This window comes from Prosthecobacter sp., from assembly GCF_029946185.1.
GTDB lineage: Bacteria > Verrucomicrobiota > Verrucomicrobiia > Verrucomicrobiales > Verrucomicrobiaceae > Prosthecobacter.
This window is the reverse complement of the sequence record NZ_JAQSEA010000165.1, coordinates 1-23,721: the sequence shown is the minus strand read 5'-3', so window position 1 is coordinate 23,721 and position 23,721 is coordinate 1. Positions and strand designations below refer to the sequence as shown.

The window sequence follows — 23,721 nt, the reverse complement described above, 5'->3', positions numbered from 1 at the left end:
CATGCCCTCCCCCCTGCGACTGCTTGCTCTGCTGGCGCTAGGTCTCCTGCCCGCTTGCACTCTGCTGCAACGCCGCACACCAGCCGCAGCGGTGGCTCCCAAACCGGTCTATCACATCGACACCGCCCCGGCTGCCGCCTTGAAACCAGCGTCGGCAAGCATCGAAATCGACCTGAGCACGCAGGAAATGCGTTTGCTCAATGCAGACAAGGTCGCCGTCGTGGTGACACAAATTTCCTCGGGTCGGAACACCACGCCCACACCCACCGGCGATTTCAAAGTACTCGAAAAACTGCCGACAAAGTTTTCCAACCGCTATGGTAAATTCGTCAAGCCAGACACGCATGAGGTCGTCGTATGGCGCACCTGGGAGCATCGCGGCCCGCCACCGCCCGGCACCCGCTACGAAGGCTATGAAATGCCACACTGGCTGCGCCTGACCTGGCCCGGCGTCGGCATTCATCAGGGCGAGTTCAAGCCGGGGGAGCTTTCCAGCAAAGGCTGCATCCGCACCCCCGCCGAGCCGCAGCAGGTGATCTGGGAGCATGCCCAGATTGGCACTCCAGTTCGCATCCGCGGCAGCAGCGCTGCACTTCCTGACGCGCCATGATCCACATTTGCCACCCTTACGGATCTGGCTTTTCCGCTTCCGGCACGGCTTTTTTCTCCGCCGGCATCTCCACCGTCACGCTCAGCTCCCAGGCACGGTTTTTGATGCACCATACCAGCACCGCCAGCCCGAGAAAGCATATTAAAACCACATGCACCATGCACCCGGCGCCACATCCGATTCCTTGAAACGAATCGCGATAAGTGCGGATATTAGTTCTGACGGATTCCTCCATGCATGCCAACCTGCTTCATCTTGGATTGGACAGCCAGCGATTGTCGTCGATTTTTAGCCTGCCTTTCACTTATCCCACCACCCAAATCTTCCTGATCTTCCCATGTCACGCCGTGCCCAATCTGGAGTCCGCCCCACCCACTGGCTGGGATTGATCGCCATTCTCGCCTTCGTCGGCGTCGGTGGCTACTTTTTGATGCATCGCACCTCCGATCCGATGACCGGCGTCACCGAGCTCAGCGCCGATGAGTTCATGGAAAACGCCACCGCTCTCAGCGGCAACGAATACAAGGTCGAAGGCGTCGTGGATGACCGGCTCGACAACTGGCGCAGTGCCGAAGGCCGCCTCTTCAGCTTGCAGATTAGCGACGGCTCAGGCCATACTTTCGTTCCTGTCTGGGTGCCATCGGATTACAAAGGTGCCAACATCCAGCGCCGCCAACGTTACATCTTCAAAGTGCGCGTCATGGAAACCGGCGTGCTCGAAGTGCTCGAACTTATCAAAGCGTAAACCCACACCGTCATGAAGCGCCTAACTTTTGCCCTTGTCCTCGCCGCGCTCTGTCCCGCCAGCGCCCAGGTCCTCCCTGGCAGCACCGGTGTCGGTGCTCCCCCGGCCACCACGACCACCAACTCCAATAACAATTACAACATGGTGCCCGGTTCCGCCTCAGACCGGCAGACCGACACCCAGACCGGTCTCAACAACATGCCCATGGCGGATCCCGGTTCCGAGAACGTCGCCTTCAACGGCAAGCTCTGGAACGTGACCAACAACCGCCTCATGCGTTCCCGCTTTGAGACCTATCTCACCACCCCGGAAGCCAACGGCCCCGAAGACCAGGCCTATCGTGATCTCATGGCGCAGATCATGGAACTGCTCGCCCCCACTCACAAACAGGCGCCCGATCCTGTGACCAAGGCGCAGGCCCGCGGCCCCGAAGTCATGAAGGCCTTCGCCCTTCTGCCAGAGGCCGGCGCAGCAAGAATCGACGGCGGCCTCTGCAATGCCGTCGCCAATGCCATCTGGGATGTGTGGACCGCACAAAAACGCGTCAACGAACGCAAGCTCGCCAACGTCGCCATGATGGATCGCCGCAAGCAGCTCGAATGGAATGCGGAAATGGGCATGAACGCCACCCCCCTGGCCAACGCCAGTGGCCCCGCCTCCAAAAACGGCTCAAAGCAGAACAATGCACAGACTCAGCAGAACAACAGCGCCACCGTCGGCCGCACCTCCGGCTACATCAAAGGCATCGCTGAAATCGAAGCCCGCACCAAATTAAATGAGGCCGCCATGGGCCTCTCCGAAGTCACCAGCAAGATCCAGTTTCAGGCCCTCATCATTCAGATGTTCATGCAGCGCCGCTTTGAGCACGCCGTCATCGCCTGCCGCTTCTACCCCAATCTCTTCCGCGACGGCGAAAGCATCCTTCAGCTCGAAAAGGACAGCGACGTGCAAAAGCTCCTCTCCAGCAGCTTCGGCGTCCCTCCCACCGTCAGCATGATCGACGGCCTCTCCCTGGAGGCCATTCGCAGCGTCGATGAATCTCTCGTCTCCTTCGAAAATCTCGTCGCCCGCCGGGATGTGGACAGCGCCAGCAACCGCCTGCTCGAAGCCTATGCCGTCGGCGAATACCTCCCTCGCATCCGTCGCTTGCCCATGTCTGAAAAGACCAAGGTGCTGGACTTCGTGCGCAAGAAAAACAAGCTGCTCTCCTTCCTGGAAATGAAGGACTATGCCAGCGCCGAGGTAGTCGTCACTGAACTGCGCGCCGCCTCCGACGACTTTGAATACGCCAAGCCTCTCGCCGCCATTCAGACCGCCAAAACCATGAGCAACCTCCACGTGAACAACGCCAATGCCGCCATGGGCAGCAAGGATGCCGTGGCCATGGAGAAGGAGATGAGGACGGCCGCTGAAATCTGGCCCACCAATCCCCGCGTCACTCAGCTCAGCGAGCAAATGATGCAGTCCACCGACATGAAGTCCCAGGCGCTCATGGAATTCGACCGCCTCCTCAGCCAGCGCAACTACCGCCAGATCTTCGAAAACCAGGCCCCCTTCATCGCCGCCGTCGCCGATGACCTCACCCGCAAGCAGCAGCTTGAAAAAGTCCTCAAGGACATGGGCCGGCTGGAACTCATCCTCGGCGGTGCCAAGGAAATGGCCGCCAGCAGCCCTCCCGCCGCATGGGAAAAAGTGGAGAAAGAATCAAAGCTTTTTCCCGACGATCCCGTCCTCAGCAAAATGCGTGCAGATCTCGGCGTGAAGGCCAGTGAGTTCGTCACCGCCATTGAAAACGCCCGCCAGCAGGAGGAAAAACAGCAGGTCGGCTCCGCCATCGCATGGTACTTGAAGGCCAAGAGCATGCACCCCCTTAGCGAGATGGCCCGCGACGGCATTAAGCGCCTCGTGGAACAGGTCAAAAATGGCGACGAGCCACCATCCACCACCCCCGAGCCAACCTCCGCGCTCAACAACTAAGCCCCCCATGGCGCAGTTGTGAATGCCCCTCGTTAGGTCGTGTTCGCCCCCGCTCCGCCTAGCGCGAAGCGCACAGGAGTCCTCTCGCTCCGCGAGAGGTACCCACCGCTCACGCAGGCCAACACGTCATCGACTTGTGAGAACGCAGTGCAAGCAGGGTCACGCATGCCTAATCTCGCAGAGCGAGGATGGCTACTATACTGGCGCAGCAAAGTAGCCTTGTTCCTGTGGAACAAGGAACGCGCCGCTTCATCCCAAACTCTTAACAAGGTAGAACTAGAGCACTTGAATCATCAAGTGGCAGCAACCACGGCCAAAGATCGCGTGTAGGAAAGGCCGACAGGCATCCCCCATAGAGGTCCGCACCCCGCGCACCGAGCCAAAGGCAATCCTCTGTGCGGCGCTCCACAAAGCCGGCCGATGTCTTGGATTTTTGATTTTTAGCCAGCTTCGCAGCTGTGCCTCTTTTTCACCTCGCTTGGGTCGCAGCAGTTGATGGCTGATTTTTGGCCTCATTTACCTGACGCTTCACCATGCAATGGATGAAGAACAGCTTCCTCACGACCGGCGCTGACACCACGAACGGGTATGACATGTTATGCCCTAGGCTTGAGGACAATTCATTGATGGCAGGAGTGATCTCCAGCCAGGTCTGCAATTTGTGGGTGAACTCAGCCACGGGTGCGCTCTGAAAAGGCTTCGGCAGCGGCACTATTTTTTCAATTGTCTCCTTCGGCATCGCAGCGCTCTTGCGCAATCCCAAAGACTCAAAGGACTCCAGCGCGTCGATCATGTGGAGATAATGCGCCCAGGTCTCCGCCCACTCTTCCCAAGGATGCATCGTGGAATAAGCACTGATGCACCGCTCCTGCCATCCGACCTGCGCTCCATTGCTATAATACGCATTCATTGCCGCTCCATAGTCCGCACTCTCATCCCCAAACAGCTCCCTGAATGCCCCCAGAACCTCCTCACCCTTGGGATCATTCTCGAACCACATGCTCCAATAATAATGCCCGATCTCATGGCGAAAGTGACCCAGCAAGGTGCGGTAAGGCTCATTCAGATTCATCCGGTTGCGCTCACGAATGGCATCGTCCGCCTCCTCCAGATTCAACGTGATCGTACCCGCATCATGCCCTGTGATCACCGGAGCATTCGGCAGCGGTTGCAGGATTCGATAAGAAAGCGCCAGCGGCACCGCCTGCCCATGCTCGTTGACGGCCCCCTTGGCGTTGGGATCATGCAACGGCTGCAAAGGTATTCCCAACGAAAGCATTGAGAACAACGCACGTCGCTTCGCTCCTTCCATTTTCATCCACAACTGCGCCGTGTTGGCGGAAGACAAATTTGGAATGAGCTGGGACAGCCTGCAGGAAACGCAGTAAGTCTCAGTTCCATCCTTCGGGACCAGCCAGTTACAGGCCAGCAGATTGCCCGCTCCATTGGCGCAGTGCTTCAAGGGCGTTGTCTCATCCAGGCAGCACATGTCGATCGCAGCAGGATCAAAGCCCACCTCATGCTGGCACTTGAGGCAGAGAGTGTTTTCAAAATAAAGCGGATTACCGCAGGAGCACGAGAAGGTTTTCACAGGAGAGTATGGAATGGGTGGACACCCCGAACAAAGGGCACCAAAAAAGTTCGCGACTCTTCGTTCGTCCTTGCGGATGACGCTGACCGTACACCATTTCCATTTTCACGGGAAAACACCGTTTGCCTAGATTTTGCCATCTCCCCGCGCATTCACGAAAGCCCACAACCTTACGTAAGAAAACCCAGAGGAGCCGAGCTTTCGCAAGCACTTCTCTGGGTCACCTCAAAATGATCTTTCCTCTCAAGGTCAAACCTTGACGGAGCAGTTCACGCTTTGCCAAACAATGTCGGCATCACCGAACCAAGCTTAATTGCCAGTGGCCTTTTCCACGGCATCACGCACTCCTTCAGCAGGACGTGAGTCAGTGGCATCATCAATCTTGTCTCCGATTTTTCCAGCCGGACCTTTTTCTTTGCAGCTAGAGAGAACGGTCAGGGACACAGCGAGGGTGGCAAGAATGCAGCAAAATGATTTCATAGACCCTTAGATCGCATCTGCTTCCACAACTGCGCGTACCAACTTTAGAAAAAGAAACTGATCACCTGCCTGCGCCGTCAAATCGCACCTGTTATTACCGATACCTCGACAATCCTTCGAGATACTGCCGTGCGAGATCGGTTTGCGGCCGCGTGAAAAAATCAGCGGCAGAGGACGACTCCTCCACCTTCCCTGCCGCCAGGAACACCACCCAGTCCGCCACCTTGCGCGCAAAGCTAATTTCATGCGTGGCTAGAATGATACTCTGCCCAGCCTCAGCCAGTTCTCGGACCACATCCAGCACCTCTCCCGTCATCACCGGATCCAGCGCGGAAGTCGGCTCGTCCAGCAGCAGCAGCCGTGGTTTCGGCGCCAGAGCCCTCGCGATGGCAGCACGCTGCTGCTGCCCTCCCGAAAGCTGGCTCGGCCGTTTGTTCTCATGCCCTGCCAGCCCCAAACGATGCAGCAGCTCCAGCGCACGCTGCGTTGCCAGCGTTTCGCTCATCCCATGCACTTCCCGCAACGGCAGCGTGATGTTTTGCAATGCCGTGAGGTGGGGGAAAAGATTGTAGCCCTGAAACACAAAGCCATTGCCACGCCGCTCATTCAAAGCCCCGTCTTCATCATGCGGCAGCATGCTCGCGTCGATGCTCACATGCCCTTCATCCGGCACCAGCAGGCTGCCCAGCACCCGCAGCAGCGTGGACTTGCCACCACCCGAAGGCCCCAGCAGCGCGATCACACGCGCCTCATCACCCGTGGTAAAAGAGGCCCCGTCCAGTGCTGCGTGTGCTCCATAGCGCTTCGTCACCGCATGCGTTTCAAGTTTCATACGCAAACCTCCCTTCCAAACGACGCGCCAGATGTGAGAGCGGCAGTGTCACCGCGAGGTACGCTAGCGCCAGCGGCAGATAGCCCTCCAAAGGAGCAAAGTTCGCAGCGTTCATGATCTTGACCTTTTGCACCAGCTCCTCAATGCCGATGACCGAAAGCAGCGAAGAATCTTTGATCAGCGAAACCAGCTGGCCCGTCGTACCCGGCAGCGCCCTTCGCAGCGCCTGCGGTATGATCACAAACCGATACGTTTGCGCCTTGCTAAATCCAACCGCCCGCGCCGCCTCAAGCTGTGAGGCACTGATGCTCTCCACCGCACCCCGAAAAATTTCAGCCAGATACGCCCCTTCAAAGCAGCCCAGTAAAATGATCCCGGTGAAGAGCGGCTGATCAATGTTCAGTGCCTGCGCAATGATGTAGTGCCCAATCAGCAGCTGCACCAGCAGCGGCGATCCGCGCACCACCTCAACCACACTCCCGCAGCCCATCCGCACCGGCATCCACGGTGCACGCCGCCCCAGCATCAACAAAAAGCCAAAAACAATGCTCACGATCATCGCCACCAGCGAAAGCCCCATCGTACTCAGCCAGCCATAAACAAACTGCTGCCGATACTGCCACACCCCGCTCCAGTTCCACGGATACTCCACTGCGGCAAACACTCCATAAAATGCCGCCGAAGCAAACACGCACAGCACAAGCACATACAGTGCGTAGCGTGCGTTCGAGACGGGAATGGCGTGTGAGGCGGACAAGACCCGGTGATTTACGCCCTTGTTGAAACTTGCGCAATAAAATGACAAGCCTGAATGGCACTTGATTAAGGGCGTAGATCGTGAAACTCACTGTTTTCGCGCAGCGCTCCGAGGAGCGCGGAATTTATTCCGCTGCACTCCGCAGCACACACCTGCCCCGCTTTGACATGCTGATTTCGCGACACCCGACATCACCGTGTTTGCGACATTCAGTATGAGCCATCACACGTCCCACGCGGACGACTTGCTGCGGACTAAAGTCCCGCGCTCCGTGACACTTTTCGGCTTCGTTAGTGAATGGATGCTTTTCTCGACGCCCAGCCTTAATCAAGTGCCATTCATGACAAGCCTCTCGCGCTTCCAAACATCACCAGAAATACTCTCCCTCTGAATGCCCCAGCCCCTTGCAGCTTCGCATCAGCTGATCAAACGCAGCCCCTCACGATCAACTTGATTCCGTTGGCTCCAACGAATTAACCTAGGTTCTTGTTTCAAAGTGACACCGCATAAGGAGACCTGCGGAATAAATCAGCGACTGAGGACCCGAGCTGATCACGATGAAATCGATGGTGCCTCATCATAGTATTATTATGCCCAGTAGGGCTCACAGGCCGCGCATGGGCTGGTTTTCTGCTTGGAGCAGCAACAGTCCCCCATTTCTCCATGCGTCATCCTTTTTGCCTCTTGCTCGCGCTCTTTTATTTTTGCCTCAGCATTTCCGCTGAGGCCGAGCCCACACTCCTCACTTGGGACGGCACTCCCGGCACCCTCGGAGTAATCGACAACGTGGCCGGAACGTGGACAAACCTTAACACGAACAACAATTGGTACAATGGCGCGTCAAACCAGCCCTGGGACCCGACCGCGATTGCCCAGTTTGGTTCTCTGAACTCCACCCTCGGTGCCACCATCACCGTCAACGAAGCCATCAGCGTTGCCGGCTTCAATTTTCTGCCCCTGAGTGGCACGCTCAGCGGAGCCCCCTTTCAATTCTCGGGCACCGGTTCAGTCAATCTTGGCAGCGGGGCCACCATCAATATCTCTACCAACGCCACCAACAGCAGCGGCAACTATGTGCGGTTTAACGTGCCTCTCATCGGCAGCAACCTGACAATTGCCAAGGCAGATGGCACCCTGGCAGCCTTCTTTGACCTGGCGGCCGCCAATCCCAATTTGACGGGAACGCTCACCCTCAAAAGCTCCGCCGCAGGAGGTGGCGTCTTCGCCGTCCTCAGGCCGGCGAGCATCACCGGCCTGTCGGGCATCGTCGTGGAAGCCGGGTCCACGGCTTATATCAGCGTGACCAACGCCATCTTCTCCACACCCATCACCGCAGCAGGCACCTCCCCGGCCATTCGCGTGGACAGTACCGGCAATACCTTCACCGGCACCATCACCCTCAGCGGCAACATGCGGTTTCACACCAGCGTCAATGTGGTGTCCACAGCCATCACCTCCGCCATCACCGAGACGGCTGGAGGCAGCAAAAATTTCACTCGCAGCGCTACGGTGGCAGCCAATTCCATTGTTCCAGTGACAATGACCTACTCCGGTGCCAGCAACTACACCGGCACCACCACCTTTGGTACTTTGACGGCTTTGCTCAGCACCAGCGACACGGGTGAAGGGGGCGTGAATGTGTTAAATTTCGCCTCCGCCACGGCCCCGGACAACAACATCTTCTACAACGGCGTCACGGCCAACACGCTGGTCCTCGTTGGTGGCACAGCCTCCGCGACCACCTTGAAAATGATCGGCGCCGTGGGCGAGACCAACAGCCAGACCTTTTCCGGGCTCACCCTGCAGCAGGGCAGTACCGGAGTGGAAGTCATTTCGGATGTCAGCGGCACCGCCAATCTCAATCTCGGCGCGATCACCCGCTCTGCCTTCACCTCTCTTTCGATCAAAGGGCCAGCCAGCGGCAGCATCACCGCCACCTATGGCGGATTGTCTGACACGTTCCTCGGCCCTTGGGCCACCTACATCGCAGGAGATGGAGTCAATGCCAGTTGGGCCTCCCTCGTCGGCGGTAAAGTCTCTCTCTACACCGGCAACCTCGACCACGTGACGGGCACAGCCATTGGCGTGCTGCCAGGCTATGCCGCCACCGCCAACCTGCGCGTCTCCGCCACCTCCACCGGAGCAGTCACCGCTTCCGGCACCACCAACATCGCCACCGTTTCCATGACGGATGCCAGCAGCACCCGCATCCTCGACATCGGCAGTGGGAATACACTGCGATTGGCCACGTTGGGCGGCATCCAGATGATCAAAGGCGCACAAGAATTCACAGTCGGCACGCTCGGAGACACCAGTATTCTAATGGCGGGCGGCACAACCAACAATGTGGCAGGCGAGCTCTACCTCACCAATCTCTCCTCCACCGGCAGTCTGATCATCAACTCGCTTATCAGGAACAACGGTACCGGGGCCACGACTTTGATCCTCAATGGCACCGGCCGCACGATCCTCACCGGAGCCAACGACTTCTCGGGCCACGTCATCGTCAACAGCGGCGTCCTGGAAGTGCGTAACAATACAGCGCTAGGTGTGGCAGCCCCCACGGCCAGCCTTACCAAAATCATGATCGGTGCCTCGCTCAATATTTCTGGCGGCATCACGCTGGCGGAGGGCATTCAGACCAATGGCCACGGCATCGCCCTTGACGGCTCAATCCGCAGCCTGAGCGACGGCAACATCATCAGCGGCGTCATCCGCGCCCAGTCCTCCACACGCATCGCATCGGACACAGGACTTCTGACTCTGAGCGGCGGCATTGTCGCCCAGACCACCAGCATCGCCCTGTATTTCTCCGGCGCTGGAAACACGGAAATCACCGGCACCATCACCGGCACCACGCCCATCCTGTTCAAGGATGGGTCCGGCACACTCACCCTCAGCACCAGCATGACCAATGGTGGCATCACCACCGTCACCAATGGAGCGCTCAGGCTAAACTTCAGCGGTTTGGCCGCGCCCGCCACCAACATCCTTTATACCGGCACCGGCACCATTGGTGCCCTCTCCATGAGCAATGGCTCATCCCTCCGCGTCACCGGCAAGACGGCGACCGTCAACAGCCAGGCCTTCACCACTTTGACCTTCACCACGGCCGGCAAGTACACCCTGTCGGTCGATCAAAACGCGGCCACCAGCGTCAAAGTGAACTTCACCACCATCACCCGCCCCGCATACGCCATTGTGCAGTTTGACAGCACCGCACTCGCAGGCTTCACCACCACCACCGGCACCACGGATACCCTGCTCACCTCCGGCCTCGTGCCCTACGCCACCGTGGGCCTGAATGACTGGGCCGCCACCGCCACGGCCAACGCCTCTAAAAACATTGTCGGCCTGTCCACCATTACCGGCGGCTACACCACCGCCAGCCTCAGCGGCAATGCAGACGTAACCGCCAGCACCAGCATCAGCGCGGACACCACGGTGACCACCCTCCGCTTCAACACCAACACCGGCGGACTCACGACACTCTCAGACACGACCAACGGCACCAAATACCTCACGACCAGCGGCATCCTTGTCACACCCGGTGTGGGAGCCAATGACGTGCTCATCTCCGTCGGCGCTCTGCGGACTCCATCCGGTGATACCGAGCTCGTCATCATCCAAAACAATACCTTGGGTGCCCTCCGCATCAGCTCCAAAATCACCAACAACGCCGCAGCAACCCCTGTCGCCACCACCATTGTCAAAGCCGGACTCGGCACCGTCATCATGGAGTCCGGTAACATTTACAATCAGGGCAACTTCCCGAGCGCCTACTACTCGGGCGCAACACGCATTCAAGAAGGAGCTCTGCAGTACGTCTCCACCCTTGCTGGAGGCACCACGCTTCTTTATCCGGTTTACTCCATCATCGACTTTATCCTGGGCTCGGGCACCACCAGCGCAAAGCTCGTCATCGGCAGCGGCACCTCCGCCGTCAATCTTTTCGGTGCCCTCAGCATCGAAGGCACCGGCACCACCAACTCAGTCGTGGGCGGCTCCTCCACCTTGTCAGGCTTCACCAATCACAAACCCGGTGTCGTGCGTGACTTTCGCAATGGCATCATTGGCGGCGGCGGCACGTATGAAAACAACCTCACCCTCACCCTCTATGACGGCACCCTCCAGCTAGGCTCCGTCAACACCTATGCGGGAAAGACCACCATCAACAAGGACTTCCTCGAAGTTCAAAAGCTCGCCAACACCGGCTTTGCAAGCTCCTTGGGCACCGGCGACTTTGACGCCGCAAACTCCATCATCGATCTGGCGGCCGGGGTCGCATCGGTCACTGGCAGCACCATCTCAGCCACGCTGCGCTACACCGGCAGCACCGATTCGGTCACCAACCGCGTGGTCAATCTCGCCGCCAATGGCTCCGTCACCAACACCACCTTCGTCAACGGCACCATCGAGAACACCGGCACCGGCACCGTCAAGTTCACCACCGCCTTCACCACCAGCGGCGCCAACACCGCCCAGCGCACCCTCACCTTGGGCGGAACCAACACCGGCGACAACTCCATCGTCGGCATGGGAAATGCCACCTCCTCTCCCACCGCCCCCGGCGTGAAACTCGAAAAAGCCGGCACTGGCACTTGGATCATCACCGGCGACAGCACCTACAGCGGCGGTACCACCGTAACCGCCGGCACTCTGCTCGTCGGAAACTCCACCATGACCGGCTCCGCCACCGGCACCGGCGCAGTGGCCGTCTCTGCAGGTGCCACCCTGGGCGGAAACGGCCGCATCGCCGCCGCCGCAGACAAATCCATCACCATCGTTGGTGGCACACTCAGCGTCGGCATCCCTTCCGCCACCAGCGCAGGCATCCTGCAGCTCGTCACCTCCGGCACCGGCACCCTCAGTCTCGATCAAAATTCCACCCTCGTCCTCGACCTCTTTTCAGGCGTCGGCCAAAACAACACCCTCAATCCCAGCGCCGCCGACATCCTCGCCGTCACCGGCACCTTCACCCTCGGCACCGGCACGACCCTCAAAGTCTCCAACCCCAATAGCCTCACCGGCTTCACATCCAATGATCAATGGAAGCTCTTTGATTGGACGAACCTCAGCGTACCCGTCACCGGCACCTTCGCCGCCTTTGATCTCCCCACGCTCGACATCACCCTCCAATGGGACCTCAGCCAGATCTACACCACCGGCATCCTCCTCATCGCCCCCGTCCCCGAACCCTCCCGCACCATCCTGCTCTTCCTCGCCCTCGCCACCCTCGCAGCCCGCCGCCGCAGATCACCCGGCGCGGTCGCACCCTGACTTCAAAGCGGTGCCCTCAGCGCCCACGACTCCCGCCATCTGCCTTCAGCACCGCCGCCACCACCGGCGCTTGAGCCGACTGCGTCTGTAAAAACAGCACCACCCCACGCGCAATCCCGTCCGCCACCTTATCACGATACCCCGCCTCCTTCAGCCGCACCACCTCACTCGCGCTCGTGATGAACCCGCACTCCACCAGCACCGCCGGACACGCCGCCCGCGCCACCACCGCATAGTCACGCGCCTTCACCCCCCGGTTTTCCGCCCCAGTCGCATCGCACACCAGTCGCTGCACCCTGCTCGCAAATTCAGCACTCCCCCCCGCCCGTTGCCCTCGGCCATCTCCCCCCGGCACCAGTTGCCGCGCAGACAGCGCCCTGGATTCCGCAAAATAAGTCTCAATCCCCTCCGCCTCGTTCCCCTCCCCCTCGGTATTCAGATGCACACTCACAAACGCGTCCGCCCCATGCTCGCCCGCCAGCGCCGCACGCTCATCCAGCGACAAAAAACGGTCACCGCTCCGCGTCATCACCACCCGCACCCCCGCAGCCTCCAGCTCCTTCATCACCCGCTTGGCGATGTCCAGGCTCATATTTTTTTCAATCACCCCGTTCGCCACCGCCCCGCCGTCATGCCCCCCATGCCCCGCATCCACCACCACCAAAGGCGAAGTTTCATTCCACCTCCGTTGACTCGGTAAAGGGGCCGCCGCCTGCCGCTGCTCCAGCCACACCAGCGAAAAAGCACTCCCCGCGAGGGCCGAAAAAGCGACCACCGTCCGCAGGCTCAGAGTGATAAACGGGTAAAATTTCAAAAAGAATATTCGTAAATATAAAATATTTGTTTGAATTAACAATCGAATTTTCTACAATAGCCATATGAAGACGCCCTGCCCTGCCTCCTTTGTGCTGAGATCACTCGCGCTCTCCTGGGGCATCGCAGTCGCCCTACTGCTCACGGTCGCCCCCCCTGCCTACGCCCAGCCAGCCCCTCCTGGCTATCCCGGCGCAGGCTACCAGCAGCCATCCACCAGAGCCACCCGACAATCCGCAGCCGAGATTCAGGCTCCCGTCGGCCGTCCTCAAAACCCCGGCACCTATCCCCCCCCTCCCGGCTACACCTACCCACCCGGATACGGCACCGCACCGAAAGCCTCCACCTCAAAAACCTCCACACGCAAGCCCGCCACCAGCAGCAAATCCAGCACCAAAAAAACCGCTGCGAAAAAGCCCACTGCAGGCCCCCCGCCCCGCCCCAAAGTTTACGGCCCCCCCGGCGACCTCACCAGCCAGGGCACCCAAATCCGCGACAGCGACCAAGTCCAAAACATCCGCATCGGCGAACTCGAGCGCGACGTCAGCAGCATCAAACGCAGCGGCAAATCCAGCACCCGCTACGATGGCGGCACCGATCTCGCCGCACACACCACCTACATCGCCCGTCCCGGAGACACCCTCTGGCACATCGCCTCCACCCACCGCGTCAGCGTCGGCGAGATCCAGCAGCTCAACCGCATGACCGAAGAAGACGTCCACGTCGGCCAGACCCTCCTCATCCCCTCCCCACACCGCCTCAGTTCCCCCACCACCCAGGTCAGCTACACCCCCTCCACCCCCGGCGGCGGCAGCTACTCCGCACCCACGTCCACCGTACAGGTCAGTTCACCCGTATATTACACCGTCAAAAAAGGCGACAGCCTCAAAGCCATCGCCCTCAAGCACAAGCTCACCGCCGTCACCCTCGCCAGCGCCAACAAAATCAAGAACGTCAACATGATCATCGTCGGCCAGCGCCTGAAAATCCCCGGCCGCACCACCACCGTCACCGTCGCCTCCAAGACCAAACCAGCCCCACGCGCTGAATCCTCCGACACCATCCCCCTCCCCGGCTACGGCACCCCCAGCGCCCCCCCACCATCTCCCTCCGCCGCATTCGCCGCCCCCGCACCCATGCCCACTGCGCCGCCCCCAGCCCCCGTCGTCGTCGCCGCCGCCCCCAAAGGCCCCGACACCTCCGACTCCCACCGCGGCATCCTCGCCTATCGCGTTGACAGCGCCGACTCCATCGAATCCATCGCCACCCAGTTCACCACCACCCCCGAACAGATTCGCGAGATGAACCGCCTCAACCCCGGTTCCACCCTCAAAGTAGGCGACGAAATCATGGTCCCCGCCATGGGCGCAGTCTCCGTCAGCAGCCGCTAATCACTTTCCGCTGCCGTAAAGTAGCCTTGTTCCTGCGGAACAAGGAAACCCTCCGCCTCACCCCAGACGCTTAACAAAGCAGAGCCAACGGTCCCCGTCCCTCGCGACCTCAAGGGCCGCCAGACTCAGCCCAGCGCGCAGCGCAGCCAGCCCTGAGTCCCCCCATCACGCGCCCCCTTTCACCAAAGGTCGCACCTTGCAGGGGTGCGGGAGATCAACCGCCCGCCCTGCGTCTCCCTCCGAAAGCCCGGAGGGCTGGCATAACCGTAGCCGGGAGCGTCAGCCCCCGGAACCGCCCCCTTCTCAAACTTCGTGGAACCACGTAGCGGTGACACAAGCCGCCGCGACGCCGCTTTCCCTCCGTTCATCCCTTGCCATCCGAACCTTTCCCCGCTTGGATAGGAAAATCCCCGCATGGCAAGAAAAGCAACCAGCAAGTCCGACTCATCCTCCTCCGCCAATCTCGGCTTTGAAGCCAAGCTCTGGCTCGCCGCCGATAAGCTGCGCAACAACATGGACGCCGCCGAGTACAAGCACGTCGTCCTCGGCCTCATCTTCCTCAAATACATCTCCGACAGCTTCGAAGAGCACCACGCCAAACTGATCGCAGGCAAAGGCGACTACGCCGGGGCCAATCCCGAAGACCAGGACGAGTACAAGGCCGAAAACGTCTTCTGGGTCCCGCCCGCCGCCCGCTGGGCCTACCTCCAGGGCAGCGCCAAGCTCCCCACCATCGGCAAGATCGTGGACGACGCCATGGACGCCCTTGAGCGCGACAACTCCCGCCTCAAAGGCGCGCTCAATAAAAACTACGGCCGCCCCGATCTCGACAAGCACCGCCTCGGCGAGCTCATCGATCTCATCGGCTCCATCCGCCTCGCCGATGTTGCCAGCAAATCCAAGGACGTCCTCGGCCGCGTCTTTGAATATTTCCTCACGCAGTTCGCCAGTGCCGAAGGCAAAAACGGCGGGCAGTTCTACACCCCGCAGTGCATCGTTCGCCTCCTCGTCGAGATGCTCGCCCCCTACAAAGGCCGCATCTACGATCCCGCCTGCGGCTCCGGCGGCATGTTCGTCCAGTCGGAGAAATTCGTCGAATCCCACGGCGGCAAGCTCGGAGACATCTCCATCTACGGTCAGGAGAGCAATCCCACCACCCGCCGCCTCGCCATCATGAATCTCGCCCTGCGCGGCATCGAGGCCGACTTTGGCAAGGAACACGCCGACACCTTCCGCCTCGATCAGCACCCCGATCTGCGCGCCGACTACGTGCTGGCCAATCCTCCCTTCAACGACAGCGACTGGCACCGCAAAGACGACGACGTGCGCTGGCAGTATGGCGTCCCGCCGAAGGGCAATGCCAACTTCGCCTGGGTCCAGCACTTCATCCACCACCTCGCCCCCCACGGCATGGCAGGCTTCGTCCTCGCCAATGGCAGCATGTCCTCCAATCAGTCCGGCGAAGGCGAAATCCGAAAAGCCCTCATCGAGGCCGACCTCGTGGACTGCATGGTCGCCCTCCCCGGCCAGCTCTTCTACAGTACGCAAATTCCTGTTTGTCTGTGGTTCCTTACGAAGTCCAAAGGATCGCGTAAAGTGAAACGCGGCGACGACGAGATTCCCGACTGTTTTCGTAAACGCAAAGGCGAGACCCTCTTTATTGATGCCCGCAAGATGGGAACCCTTGTTGATCGTGTGCATCGTGAACTGACAGAGGAGGACATCGAGAAAATCGTCAGCACCTATCATGAATGGCGCTTCGATGATTCTGCGTGGCGCACAGAATCGATCAAAGCGGGAGGCACCCAGCCCGCAATCCCAGGTTCATCGTACAACGACCTCCCCGGCTTCTGCAAATCCGCCACCTCCGCCGAGATCGCCGCGCATGGCTACGTGCTGACGCCAGGGCGCTACGTCGGGGCCGAGGACGCCGAAGACGATGGCGAACCGTTTGAGGAAAAGATGGCGCGTTTGATCACTGAGTTAGAAGGACAATTCAAAGAGTCCGCGAAGCTGGAGAAGGCCATCAAAACGAACCTCAAGGAGTTGGGTTATGGCGGGTGATCTCATCAACGGCGAGATTCCCGAGCATTGGGAGTTCACGACGCTTGGTGACGTTTGCCAACGCGGTGGTGGAAACATTCAAACAGGTCCGTTTGGAAGCCAGTTGCACGCATCGGACTACGTTCAGGTTGGTGTGCCCTCAATCATGCCGACGAACATTGGCGAAAACCGAATCGTGGAAGATGGCATTGTGCGAATCACCGAAGAGGACGCGAATCGTTTGGCGCAACACCGAGTGAGGGCTGGCGACATCGTTTATAGTCGTCGCGGTGACGTTGAGAAAAGGTCACTTATAAGGGAGCACGAAGAAGGATGGTTGTGCGGCACTGGTTGCCTCAAGGTTCGCCTTGGCACAGGCGTTGTTGACCCGCTGTTCGCTTCGCTGTTTCTCGGGCACCCTGCCATCAAGGATTGGATAGTTCGTCATGCGGTTGGAGCTACGATGCCAAACCTCAATACATCGATCATGAGCGCAGTGCCGTTCGCGCTCCCCCCTCCCGCCGAGCAAAAAACCATCGCGGCTGTGCTGGGGGCGCTTGATGACAAGATCGAGTTGAACCGGCGGATGAACGCGACGCTGGAGGCGATGGCTCGGGCGCTGTTCCAGAGCTGGTTCGTGGATTTCGACCCCGTCCGCGCCAAGCTTGATGGCCGCAAACCCATCGGGCTCGACAAAGCCACATCTGCCCTTTTCTCCGCACACTTTGAACACGCAACTGATGGCGTTGTGCCGAAAGGTTGGACTCGTAAACGCTGGGGAGACATTGCCACGTTGGAATATGGCAAGAGCCTCCGCGACTACCGGGAGAGCTGCGGCAAGTATCGTGTCTTTGGTACCAATGGCCCGATTGGATTTCACGATGAACCTTTGTGCAACAGCGCGGGAATCGTCATCGGACGAAAGGGAGCTTATCGCGGAGTCCATTATTCGCCCGAACCATTCTTCGTCATCGATACGGCTTTCTATCTCAAGCCGCAGGCAGGTCTCGATCTCAAATGGGCCTACTACGAGTTGGTTCGATTCGACATCAACAGCATGGATTCCGGATCGGCCATTCCATCGACAAGCCGCGACGACTTCTACGGCATACCAGTTATCGTTCCACCGCCACAGATACAAGGAGCGTTCGGGAAGATTGTTAGCGGTTGGTTCGCCACTATGTTCGCTAACGACCACCAATCCCGCACCCTCGCCGTCCTGCGCGACACGCTGCTGCCGAAGCTGCTGAGCGGGGAGGTGGCGGTCAGCAGCAAACTCAAAACACAAATCTCATCATGACCACGCTTTCATTCTTGGCCATTCTTCCAGCTGCGCTCGCTGTAACGGGATTCGTGATTTACCGTTTCCTAGGCGCACAAAAAGAGAGCAGCCGTATCACGTCGCAGATCGTGGAAAAACTCCGCGCGGACATGCCGGAACGCAGCTCCCAACTGGAAAACTTGCCTGCACGGCAAGTGTCCATCGAACTGACGCGTGACCATGCATTGCGCAGTACTGTCGGCGAGAAGAACTTTGCGCTGCTGCAACTGGTTCTGCTGCAGGAGCACAAACGTTCGCTCGTAGTGTATGGCATCTGCGCAGGGTTGTTTCTGTTTGGAATGGGAGCGTTCGTTTATCTTCAGGCCCGGCCTCAACCTCTGATCGTGGATGGCTGGCACTTGGAGTCGGTTGATTCACGGGCGAAGGGGCTGGCGGTGGATCTGGATGACTTGCGCCTTTCGTGGAAAGCGGCTGGACCCCAGAAGGATGTCACCGTCGTGTTGGAAAATATCCAGACGGGGAGGCGCACTGAACCTCTCAACGTGAACTCCGGCACAGGATCTGTCGTGTTCGAGAAAGATGCGCTGACGCCGCTGCTGACCGAACGCCAATTCAAGAAGAATAACCGGGTGCGCTCCGTAATGACCCTGCCGACAGGGGATGTGGTGTCAGCCGAGTTTCCATTGCATGTGGGAATGCGGGTGATGGCCTTGCCTGATCCTGGAGAAAAGAGCTTAACCATCGCGGCACTGATCGACAACCGGCTGGTGCAGGGCTACGCCTTTGAAGGCAAGGCATTGACCTGGCGCAGGAAAGCCCCCGTTGAACCGCGGACTTGGGGCGGCCCAATCACAGCGATAAAAAAGTTCATGATCGCGGATTTTGAAGACTATGACTGGCCAAGCCTTAAGATGGTTTACATGGGATTCGATGACTTGCGAACCATTCGATGTGAGCCTGTTGGCCTATGATCCCCAGCCATGAGCAAAAACAAACCAACTCCCGGCGGTCGTTCCAAAAAGAACGCAGCCGTCTCACTGGTTCGCTCTTCGGCGGCGGAATACCTGACCTTTGTGGCTGCCGTCGGCAACTCGGAGGCCAGCGTCGAAATGCGTTACGAAGATGAAAACATCTGGTTAACGCAGAAGATGATGGCCGCGCTTCACGATGTCTCAGGTCCTGCCATCAACCAGCACCTTAAGCGCATTTTCAGCGACAACGAACTGGAAGAAGCTTCAGTGGTTAAGCAATACTTAACAACTGCCGACGACGGCAAGGGCTACCAAACCAAGCACTACGGCCTGCTAGCGATCATCCCTCAGGATGTGAGAGCAACGGTTCGACGTTATCGAACAGTGCAAACTTCAACCTCGGGCACAAGGAACCCATGAAGAACGATCCACCGCCCGATTCCGACCTCATCCTATTTCAGACGGAGGATGGGCGCACGCGCATCCAATGCCGGTTTGATAATGAGACGGTGTGGCTCACACAGGCGCTCATGGCTGAGCTTTTCCAAGTCACGGTGCCGACGGTGAACGAGCACTTGAAGGGCATCTTTGCCGAAGGTGAGCTGCCGGAGACGGCAACTATTCGGAAATTCCGAATAGTTCGATTGGAGGGGCGGCGGGCGGTCAAGCGTGACATCGAGCACTACAATCTGGACGCCATCCTCGCGGTTGGGTTCCGCGTGCGTAGTCATCGGGGCACGCAGTTTCGGCAATGGGCCATCGGGCGCTTGAACGAGTATCTGGTGAAGGGCTTCACCATGGACGACGAGCGGCTCAAGAATCCGCCGGGCACGGGGCAGAAGGATTACTTCGACGAGCAACTGGAGCGCATCCGCGACATCCGATCCTCTGAGCGGCGCTTCTACCAGAAGGTGCTCGATATTTACGCGATGAGCGTGGACTACACGCCGGATACGGAGGTGTCGCAGCGGTTCTTTGCCACGGTGCAGAACAAGATTCACTGGGCGGCGCACGGCCAGACGGCGGCGGAGGTGATCCACGCGCGGGTGGATGCCGGGCAGCCCTTCATGGGGCTGCAGACGACGCGGCCCGGTGGCATCATCCGCAAAGAAGATGTGTCCATCGCCAAGAATTACCTCGATGGTGAAGAGCTGGGCACGCTGAACCGCATCGTGAACGCCTACATTGAATTTGCCGAACTGCGCGCGCTGCAGCGGAAGGTGATGACGATGCGCGACTGGATCGTGAAGCTGGATGAGTTTCTGAAACTCTCCGAACATGAGCTGCTGGACCACGCAGGGAAGATTTCCGCCGAGCAGGCAAAGACCAAGGCGGAGATCGAGTATGCTAAGTATCGCACCTTGTTGGACGCCGCGCCCCGTGCGGTGGACGCCGATTTTCTCAAGGCGACCGAAGAACTGAAGCGGCTGCCGCGCCCGAAGAAACCCAGACCCCCGAAGTCATGACCCTCAACGAATCCATCGTCGAAGACGCCGCCCTGACGTGGTTCGGAGAGCTGGGCTATGCCATTGGCCACGGTCCACAACTCGCTCCGGGGGAACCCGCAGCCGAGCGGGATGGTTTTGCCGAGGTGGTGCTCGTAGGGCGTCTGCGCGAGGCCATTCGCCAGTTGAACCCGGCCATTCCCGAAGACGCCCGTGAGGACGCATTGAGAAAGGTGCTGCGCGTGGCAAATGGCTCGTTGGTGCAGACCAACCGCGCCTTCCACCGCATGCTGCGCGACGGCGTGGATGTGGAGTATCCGCGCAAGGATGGCTCGATCAAAGGGGACAAGGCGCGGGTAGTGGATTTCACGAGCGCGAGCGCCAATGACTGGTTCGTCGTGAATCAGTTCACGGTGATCGAAGCGCAGCACAACCGCCGACCGGATGTGGTGGTCTTCATCAACGGACTGCCGCTGGCTCTCATCGAACTCAAAAACGCCGCAGACGAGGACGCAACGATCTGGAGCGCCTACACGCAGCTCCAGACCTACAAAGCAGAGGTGCCGCGTCTGCTGCACTACAACGCGGCGCTGGTGGTGAGCGATGGCCTGCAAGCCCGCATCGGCTCGCTGACGGCCAACCAAGAGTGGTTCAAGGTCTGGCGCACAATTGATGGGGAGGGCGATGCGCCGAAGACCGCGCTGGAGCTGGAGACCTTGATTCGCGGCGTATTCGACCGGCAGCGGTTTCTCAGTTTGCTGGAGCACTTCATTGTCTTTGAAGAAGACCCAGACACCGGCGCGCTGCACAAGATCATTGCAGGCTACCATCAGTTCCACGCGGTGAATGCAGCGGTGGAGGAAACCGTGCGCGCCAGCGGCATGAATGACTCTAGCGTGGTGCGCGAGGACCCGGGTGGCTACTGGTCGGGCCGCATGCACGGCGGCAAGCCCGGCGACCGCCGCGCAGGCGTGGTGTGGCACACGCAGGGCAGTGGCAAAAGCTTCACCATGCTGTTCTTCGCCGCCCGCGTCATCCGCGAGAGCACGATGCAGAACCCGACGCTGGTCATTCTGACGGATCGCAACGACTTGGACGATCAACTCTTTGGCCAGTTCCAGCGCTGCCACGACATTTTGGGCCAGATGCCGGTGCAGGCGGCGAATCGCGAGAACCTGCGCGAGCTGCTGGCCGTGGCGAGCGGCGGCGTGGTATTTACCACCATCCACAAGTTCCTTCCAGAAAAGGGCACGTCCATGCCTGAGCTGAGCGGTCGGCGGAACATCATCGTCATTGCCGATGAAGCGCACCGTTCGCAATATGATCTCATCGATGGGCTGGCGCGGCACATGCGCGATGCGCTGCCGCAGGCCTCCTTCATCGGCTTCACCGGCACACCCATTGAAAAGACGGACGCGAACACACGCGCGGTCTTTGGCGACTACATTTCCATCTACGACATCCAGCGCGCCGTCGTGGACAAGGCCACTGTGCCGATCTATTACGAGAGCCGGATCGCCAAGCTGGCACTGAATCAAGCCGAGTTGCCAAACCTCGATGCGGAGTTTGAAGAGATCACCGAAGGAGAAGAGCTGACGAAGAAGGAGAAGCTCAAGACGAAATGGGGCGCACTCGAAGCGCTGGTAGGCTCCCCAAAGCGCATCGCGCTGATTGCCGCAGACCTGGTGGCGCACTTCGAGAAGCGCACGGAAGCAATGGACGGCAAAGCGATGATCGTCTGCATGAGCCGCCGCATCTGCGTGGAGTTGTTCAATGCCCTCATCAAGCTGCGCCCAGAGTGGGCGGAGGAAACGCTCAAGGTGGTGATGACCGGCAGCGCCGAAGACGGCCCCGAGTGGCAGCCACACATCGGCAACAAGGAGAAGCGCCGCAAGCTGGCGAACCGCTTCAAGGATGCCAAGGACCCCTTCAAAATAGTGATCGTGCGTGACATGTGGCTGACCGGCTTTGATGCGCCCTGCCTGCACACCATGTATGCCGACAAGCCGATGCAGGGCCACGGCCTGATGCAGGCCATCGCACGTGTGAACCGTGTCTTCAAAGACAAGCCCGGTGGCTTGGTGGTGGATTATCTCGGCCTCGCGGATCAGTTGAAGAAAGCTCTGGCCAACTACACCGAGAGCGGCGGCCAGGGCGACCCCACCTATGACACGAAGCAGGCCATTGCCGTCATGCTGGAAAAACACGGCATCGCCTGCGACCTGATGCATGGCTTTGTGTGGAAGAAATGGACCACAGGCACGCCCACTGAGCGCCTGCAACTCATCCCCGCTGGGCAAGAGCACATCCTCGAACAGGAAGACGGCAAGAAACGCTGGCTGCAGGTGGTGATGGAGCTTTCCCGCGCATTCGCCCTCTGTGCTGCAAGCGACGAAGCCACCTCCATCCGCGATGACGTGAGTTTCTTCCAAGCCATCCAAGCCGCGCTCAACAAACAGGCCAGCGGCAACCGCAAGACGCCCGAGCAGATCGACGCCGCAATCCGCCAGCTCGTGTCCAAAGCGATCACGACCGAAGGACAGGTTATCGACGTTTTCACCGCTGCTGGTTTGCCGAAGCCGGACATCGGCATTCTCGATGCGCGATTCCTCGCCGAAGTGCGCGGCCTGAAGCATAAGAACGTGGCCGCCGAGCTGCTGGAAAAGCTGCTCAAGGACGAACTCAAGGTGCGCTCAAAGCACAACCTCGTGCAAAGCCAGCTCTTCAGCGAGAAACTCAAGAAGACCCTCAACGCCTACCACAACCGCGCCATCTCCACGATGGAAGTCATCGAGGAACTCATCAAACTCGCGAAGGAAATGGAAGCCGCCACCAAACGCGGCGAAGATCTCGGCCTGACGAACGACGAAGTAGCCTTCTACGATGCCCTCGCCGTGAACAACTCCGCCGTCCAAGCGATGGGCGACGACAAGCTCAAGGTAATCGCCGCCGAACTCATCACCCAGGTGCGCAAGAGCGTGACCATCGACTGGACCCTGCGTGAAAGCGCCCGCGCCCGCATCCGCGTCATGGTGAAACGCATCTTGAACAAATACGGCTACCCTCCCGACCTTCAGGAAGCAGCCGTAAAAACCGTCCTTGCCCAAGCCGAACTTCTCTGCGCCGAGTGGGTCTGAGATTTGGGAGTGTTTCGAGACCATCCAGCATCTACTCCCTCACAAAATCCCGCATCTCATACAGCTTCGGGTCCCTCACCGGCTGTTTCCGCGCCGCCTTCGCCCGTGTCATCATCTGTGAAAACAGCGCATCCCCCGCCTCCCCTTCATCCAGCCCACCAAACTGCTCCTCCAGTTTCTCCGGATCCTCCCCCGCCTCAAGCCGCCGCACCATCTCCCGCAGTTCCGGCGGCGTCTTGTCCCCCATCATATCCGTCATCTTGCGCATGAAATGCCCAAGCTGACGCGGATCAGGATTCGCCTCATCCAGCCCCCCCATCTCACGCTCCATGTCCGCCATGAAGCTTTCCATCTTCGAATCATCCAC

16 protein-coding genes and 2 pseudogenes are annotated in these 23,721 nt (G+C 59.5%); 11 read left to right on the top strand and 7 right to left on the bottom strand.

What is annotated here, in order from left to right:
* The first annotated feature begins 1 nt into the window (after position 1).
* Positions 2–610 (top strand): L,D-transpeptidase, encoded by a 609-nt coding sequence (locus PSV43_RS14515; protein ID WP_300198573.1) that lies wholly within the window; start codon positions 2–4, stop codon positions 608–610.
* 16 nt (positions 611–626) lie between these two features.
* On the opposite strand, the gene PSV43_RS14510 is transcribed toward PSV43_RS14515, so the two are convergent.
* On the bottom strand, positions 627–845 hold the full coding sequence (locus PSV43_RS14510; protein WP_300198570.1) for a hypothetical protein: 219 nt from the start codon (positions 843–845) through the stop codon (positions 627–629).
* A gap of 102 nt (positions 846–947) precedes the next feature.
* Here PSV43_RS14510 and PSV43_RS14505 point away from each other — a divergent pair, with 102 nt between their 5' ends.
* Together PSV43_RS14505 and PSV43_RS14500 are read left to right on the top strand one after the other, a co-directional pair.
* On the top strand, positions 948–1,355 hold the full coding sequence (locus PSV43_RS14505; RefSeq protein WP_300198567.1) for a hypothetical protein: 408 nt from the start codon (positions 948–950) through the stop codon (positions 1,353–1,355).
* 12 nt (positions 1,356–1,367) lie between these two features.
* On the top strand, positions 1,368–3,332 hold the full coding sequence (locus PSV43_RS14500) for a hypothetical protein (protein ID WP_300198564.1): 1,965 nt from the start codon (positions 1,368–1,370) through the stop codon (positions 3,330–3,332).
* Positions 3,333–3,801: 469 nt separating this feature from the next.
* Here PSV43_RS14500 and PSV43_RS14495 read toward each other — a convergent pair whose 3' ends face one another.
* From PSV43_RS14495 to PSV43_RS14480, 4 genes are all read right to left on the bottom strand, one after another.
* Positions 3,802–4,650, bottom strand: a complete 849-nt coding sequence (locus tag PSV43_RS14495; protein WP_300198599.1) for a putative zinc-binding metallopeptidase — start codon at positions 4,648–4,650, stop codon at positions 3,802–3,804.
* Positions 4,651–5,232: 582 nt separating this feature from the next.
* Positions 5,233–5,403 (bottom strand): hypothetical protein, encoded by a 171-nt coding sequence (locus tag PSV43_RS14490; RefSeq protein WP_300198561.1) that lies wholly within the window; start codon positions 5,401–5,403, stop codon positions 5,233–5,235.
* Positions 5,404–5,497: 94 nt separating this feature from the next.
* A complete protein-coding gene (locus PSV43_RS14485) occupies positions 5,498–6,235 on the bottom strand; it encodes an amino acid ABC transporter ATP-binding protein (protein ID WP_300198559.1) in 738 nt (245 codons plus the stop codon).
* Positions 6,225–6,992: an amino acid ABC transporter permease gene (locus PSV43_RS14480; protein WP_300198556.1), complete on the bottom strand. Its 768-nt coding sequence runs from the start codon at positions 6,990–6,992 to the stop codon at positions 6,225–6,227. Before PSV43_RS14480 ends, PSV43_RS14485 begins: the two co-directional genes overlap by 11 nt.
* A 663-nt stretch (positions 6,993–7,655) precedes the next feature.
* Here PSV43_RS14480 and PSV43_RS14475 point away from each other — a divergent pair.
* Positions 7,656–12,272 carry an autotransporter-associated beta strand repeat-containing protein gene (locus PSV43_RS14475; protein ID WP_300198554.1) on the top strand — a complete coding sequence of 1,539 codons (4,617 nt, stop codon included), beginning with the start codon at positions 7,656–7,658 and terminating at the stop codon, positions 12,270–12,272.
* A gap of 16 nt (positions 12,273–12,288) precedes the next feature.
* Here the strand turns inward: PSV43_RS14475 and PSV43_RS14470 are convergent, their stop codons facing one another.
* The gene (locus tag PSV43_RS14470; RefSeq protein ID WP_300198551.1) at positions 12,289–13,086 is read right to left on the bottom strand and encodes an N-acetylmuramoyl-L-alanine amidase; all 798 of its coding nucleotides are present in this window, start codon (positions 13,084–13,086) and stop codon (positions 12,289–12,291) included.
* A 64-nt stretch (positions 13,087–13,150) separates the two neighbouring features.
* Between PSV43_RS14470 and PSV43_RS14465 the strand changes: the two genes are divergently transcribed.
* The 7 genes and pseudogenes from PSV43_RS14465 to PSV43_RS14435 all read left to right on the top strand — a co-directional run bounded on the left by PSV43_RS14465 (position 13,151) and on the right by PSV43_RS14435 (position 23,354).
* The gene (locus PSV43_RS14465) at positions 13,151–14,476 is read left to right on the top strand and encodes a LysM peptidoglycan-binding domain-containing protein (protein ID WP_300198548.1); all 1,326 of its coding nucleotides are present in this window, start codon (positions 13,151–13,153) and stop codon (positions 14,474–14,476) included.
* A 414-nt stretch (positions 14,477–14,890) separates the two neighbouring features.
* Positions 14,891–16,540: a class I SAM-dependent DNA methyltransferase gene (locus PSV43_RS14460; RefSeq protein WP_300198545.1), complete on the top strand. Its 1,650-nt coding sequence runs from the start codon at positions 14,891–14,893 to the stop codon at positions 16,538–16,540.
* Positions 16,530–17,819 (top strand): restriction endonuclease subunit S, encoded by a 1,290-nt coding sequence (locus tag PSV43_RS14455; protein WP_300198542.1) that lies wholly within the window; start codon positions 16,530–16,532, stop codon positions 17,817–17,819. The genes PSV43_RS14460 and PSV43_RS14455 overlap by 11 nt, the downstream gene beginning before the upstream one ends.
* Positions 17,816–18,772, top strand: coding sequence for a hypothetical protein (locus tag PSV43_RS14450; RefSeq protein ID WP_300198540.1), 957 nt, complete (start codon positions 17,816–17,818; stop codon positions 18,770–18,772). The genes PSV43_RS14455 and PSV43_RS14450 overlap by 4 nt, the downstream gene beginning before the upstream one ends.
* Positions 18,773–18,781: 9 nt before the next feature.
* Positions 18,782–19,117 (top strand): annotated as a pseudogene (locus tag PSV43_RS14445) (cell filamentation protein Fic); the annotation flags it as partial.
* A gap of 71 nt (positions 19,118–19,188) precedes the next feature.
* Entirely contained in the window at positions 19,189–20,238 is a 1,050-nt protein-coding gene (locus tag PSV43_RS14440; RefSeq protein WP_300198535.1) for a virulence RhuM family protein, read from the top strand.
* Entirely contained in the window at positions 20,235–23,354 is a 3,120-nt protein-coding gene (locus PSV43_RS14435; RefSeq protein WP_300198532.1) for a type I restriction endonuclease subunit R, read from the top strand. The genes PSV43_RS14440 and PSV43_RS14435 overlap by 4 nt, the downstream gene beginning before the upstream one ends.
* 31 nt (positions 23,355–23,385) lie before the next feature.
* On the opposite strand, the pseudogene PSV43_RS14430 reads toward PSV43_RS14435, so the two are convergent.
* Positions 23,386–23,721 (bottom strand): annotated as a pseudogene (locus PSV43_RS14430) (cytochrome C); the annotation flags it as partial.

What these genes read in the sequence shown, in the direction of transcription:
- PSV43_RS14515 (WP_300198573.1), top strand. Translation starts at nt 2, where the DNA reads ATGCCCTCCCCCCTGCGACTGCTTGCTCTGCTGGCGCTAGGTCTCCTG.
- PSV43_RS14510 (WP_300198570.1), bottom strand. Translation starts at nt 845, where the DNA reads ATGGAGGAATCCGTCAGAACTAATATCCGCACTTATCGCGATTCGTTT.
- PSV43_RS14505 (WP_300198567.1), top strand. Translation starts at nt 948, where the DNA reads ATGTCACGCCGTGCCCAATCTGGAGTCCGCCCCACCCACTGGCTGGGA.
- PSV43_RS14500 (WP_300198564.1), top strand. Translation starts at nt 1,368, where the DNA reads ATGAAGCGCCTAACTTTTGCCCTTGTCCTCGCCGCGCTCTGTCCCGCC.
- PSV43_RS14495 (WP_300198599.1), bottom strand. Translation starts at nt 4,650, where the DNA reads ATGAAAATGGAAGGAGCGAAGCGACGTGCGTTGTTCTCAATGCTTTCG.
- PSV43_RS14490 (WP_300198561.1), bottom strand. Translation starts at nt 5,403, where the DNA reads ATGAAATCATTTTGCTGCATTCTTGCCACCCTCGCTGTGTCCCTGACC.
- PSV43_RS14485 (WP_300198559.1), bottom strand. Translation starts at nt 6,235, where the DNA reads ATGAAACTTGAAACGCATGCGGTGACGAAGCGCTATGGAGCACACGCA.
- PSV43_RS14475 (WP_300198554.1), top strand. Translation starts at nt 7,656, where the DNA reads ATGCGTCATCCTTTTTGCCTCTTGCTCGCGCTCTTTTATTTTTGCCTC.
- PSV43_RS14465 (WP_300198548.1), top strand. Translation starts at nt 13,151, where the DNA reads ATGAAGACGCCCTGCCCTGCCTCCTTTGTGCTGAGATCACTCGCGCTC.
- PSV43_RS14460 (WP_300198545.1), top strand. Translation starts at nt 14,891, where the DNA reads ATGGCAAGAAAAGCAACCAGCAAGTCCGACTCATCCTCCTCCGCCAAT.
- PSV43_RS14455 (WP_300198542.1), top strand. Translation starts at nt 16,530, where the DNA reads ATGGCGGGTGATCTCATCAACGGCGAGATTCCCGAGCATTGGGAGTTC.
- PSV43_RS14450 (WP_300198540.1), top strand. Translation starts at nt 17,816, where the DNA reads ATGACCACGCTTTCATTCTTGGCCATTCTTCCAGCTGCGCTCGCTGTA.
- PSV43_RS14440 (WP_300198535.1), top strand. Translation starts at nt 19,189, where the DNA reads ATGAAGAACGATCCACCGCCCGATTCCGACCTCATCCTATTTCAGACG.
- PSV43_RS14435 (WP_300198532.1), top strand. Translation starts at nt 20,235, where the DNA reads ATGACCCTCAACGAATCCATCGTCGAAGACGCCGCCCTGACGTGGTTC.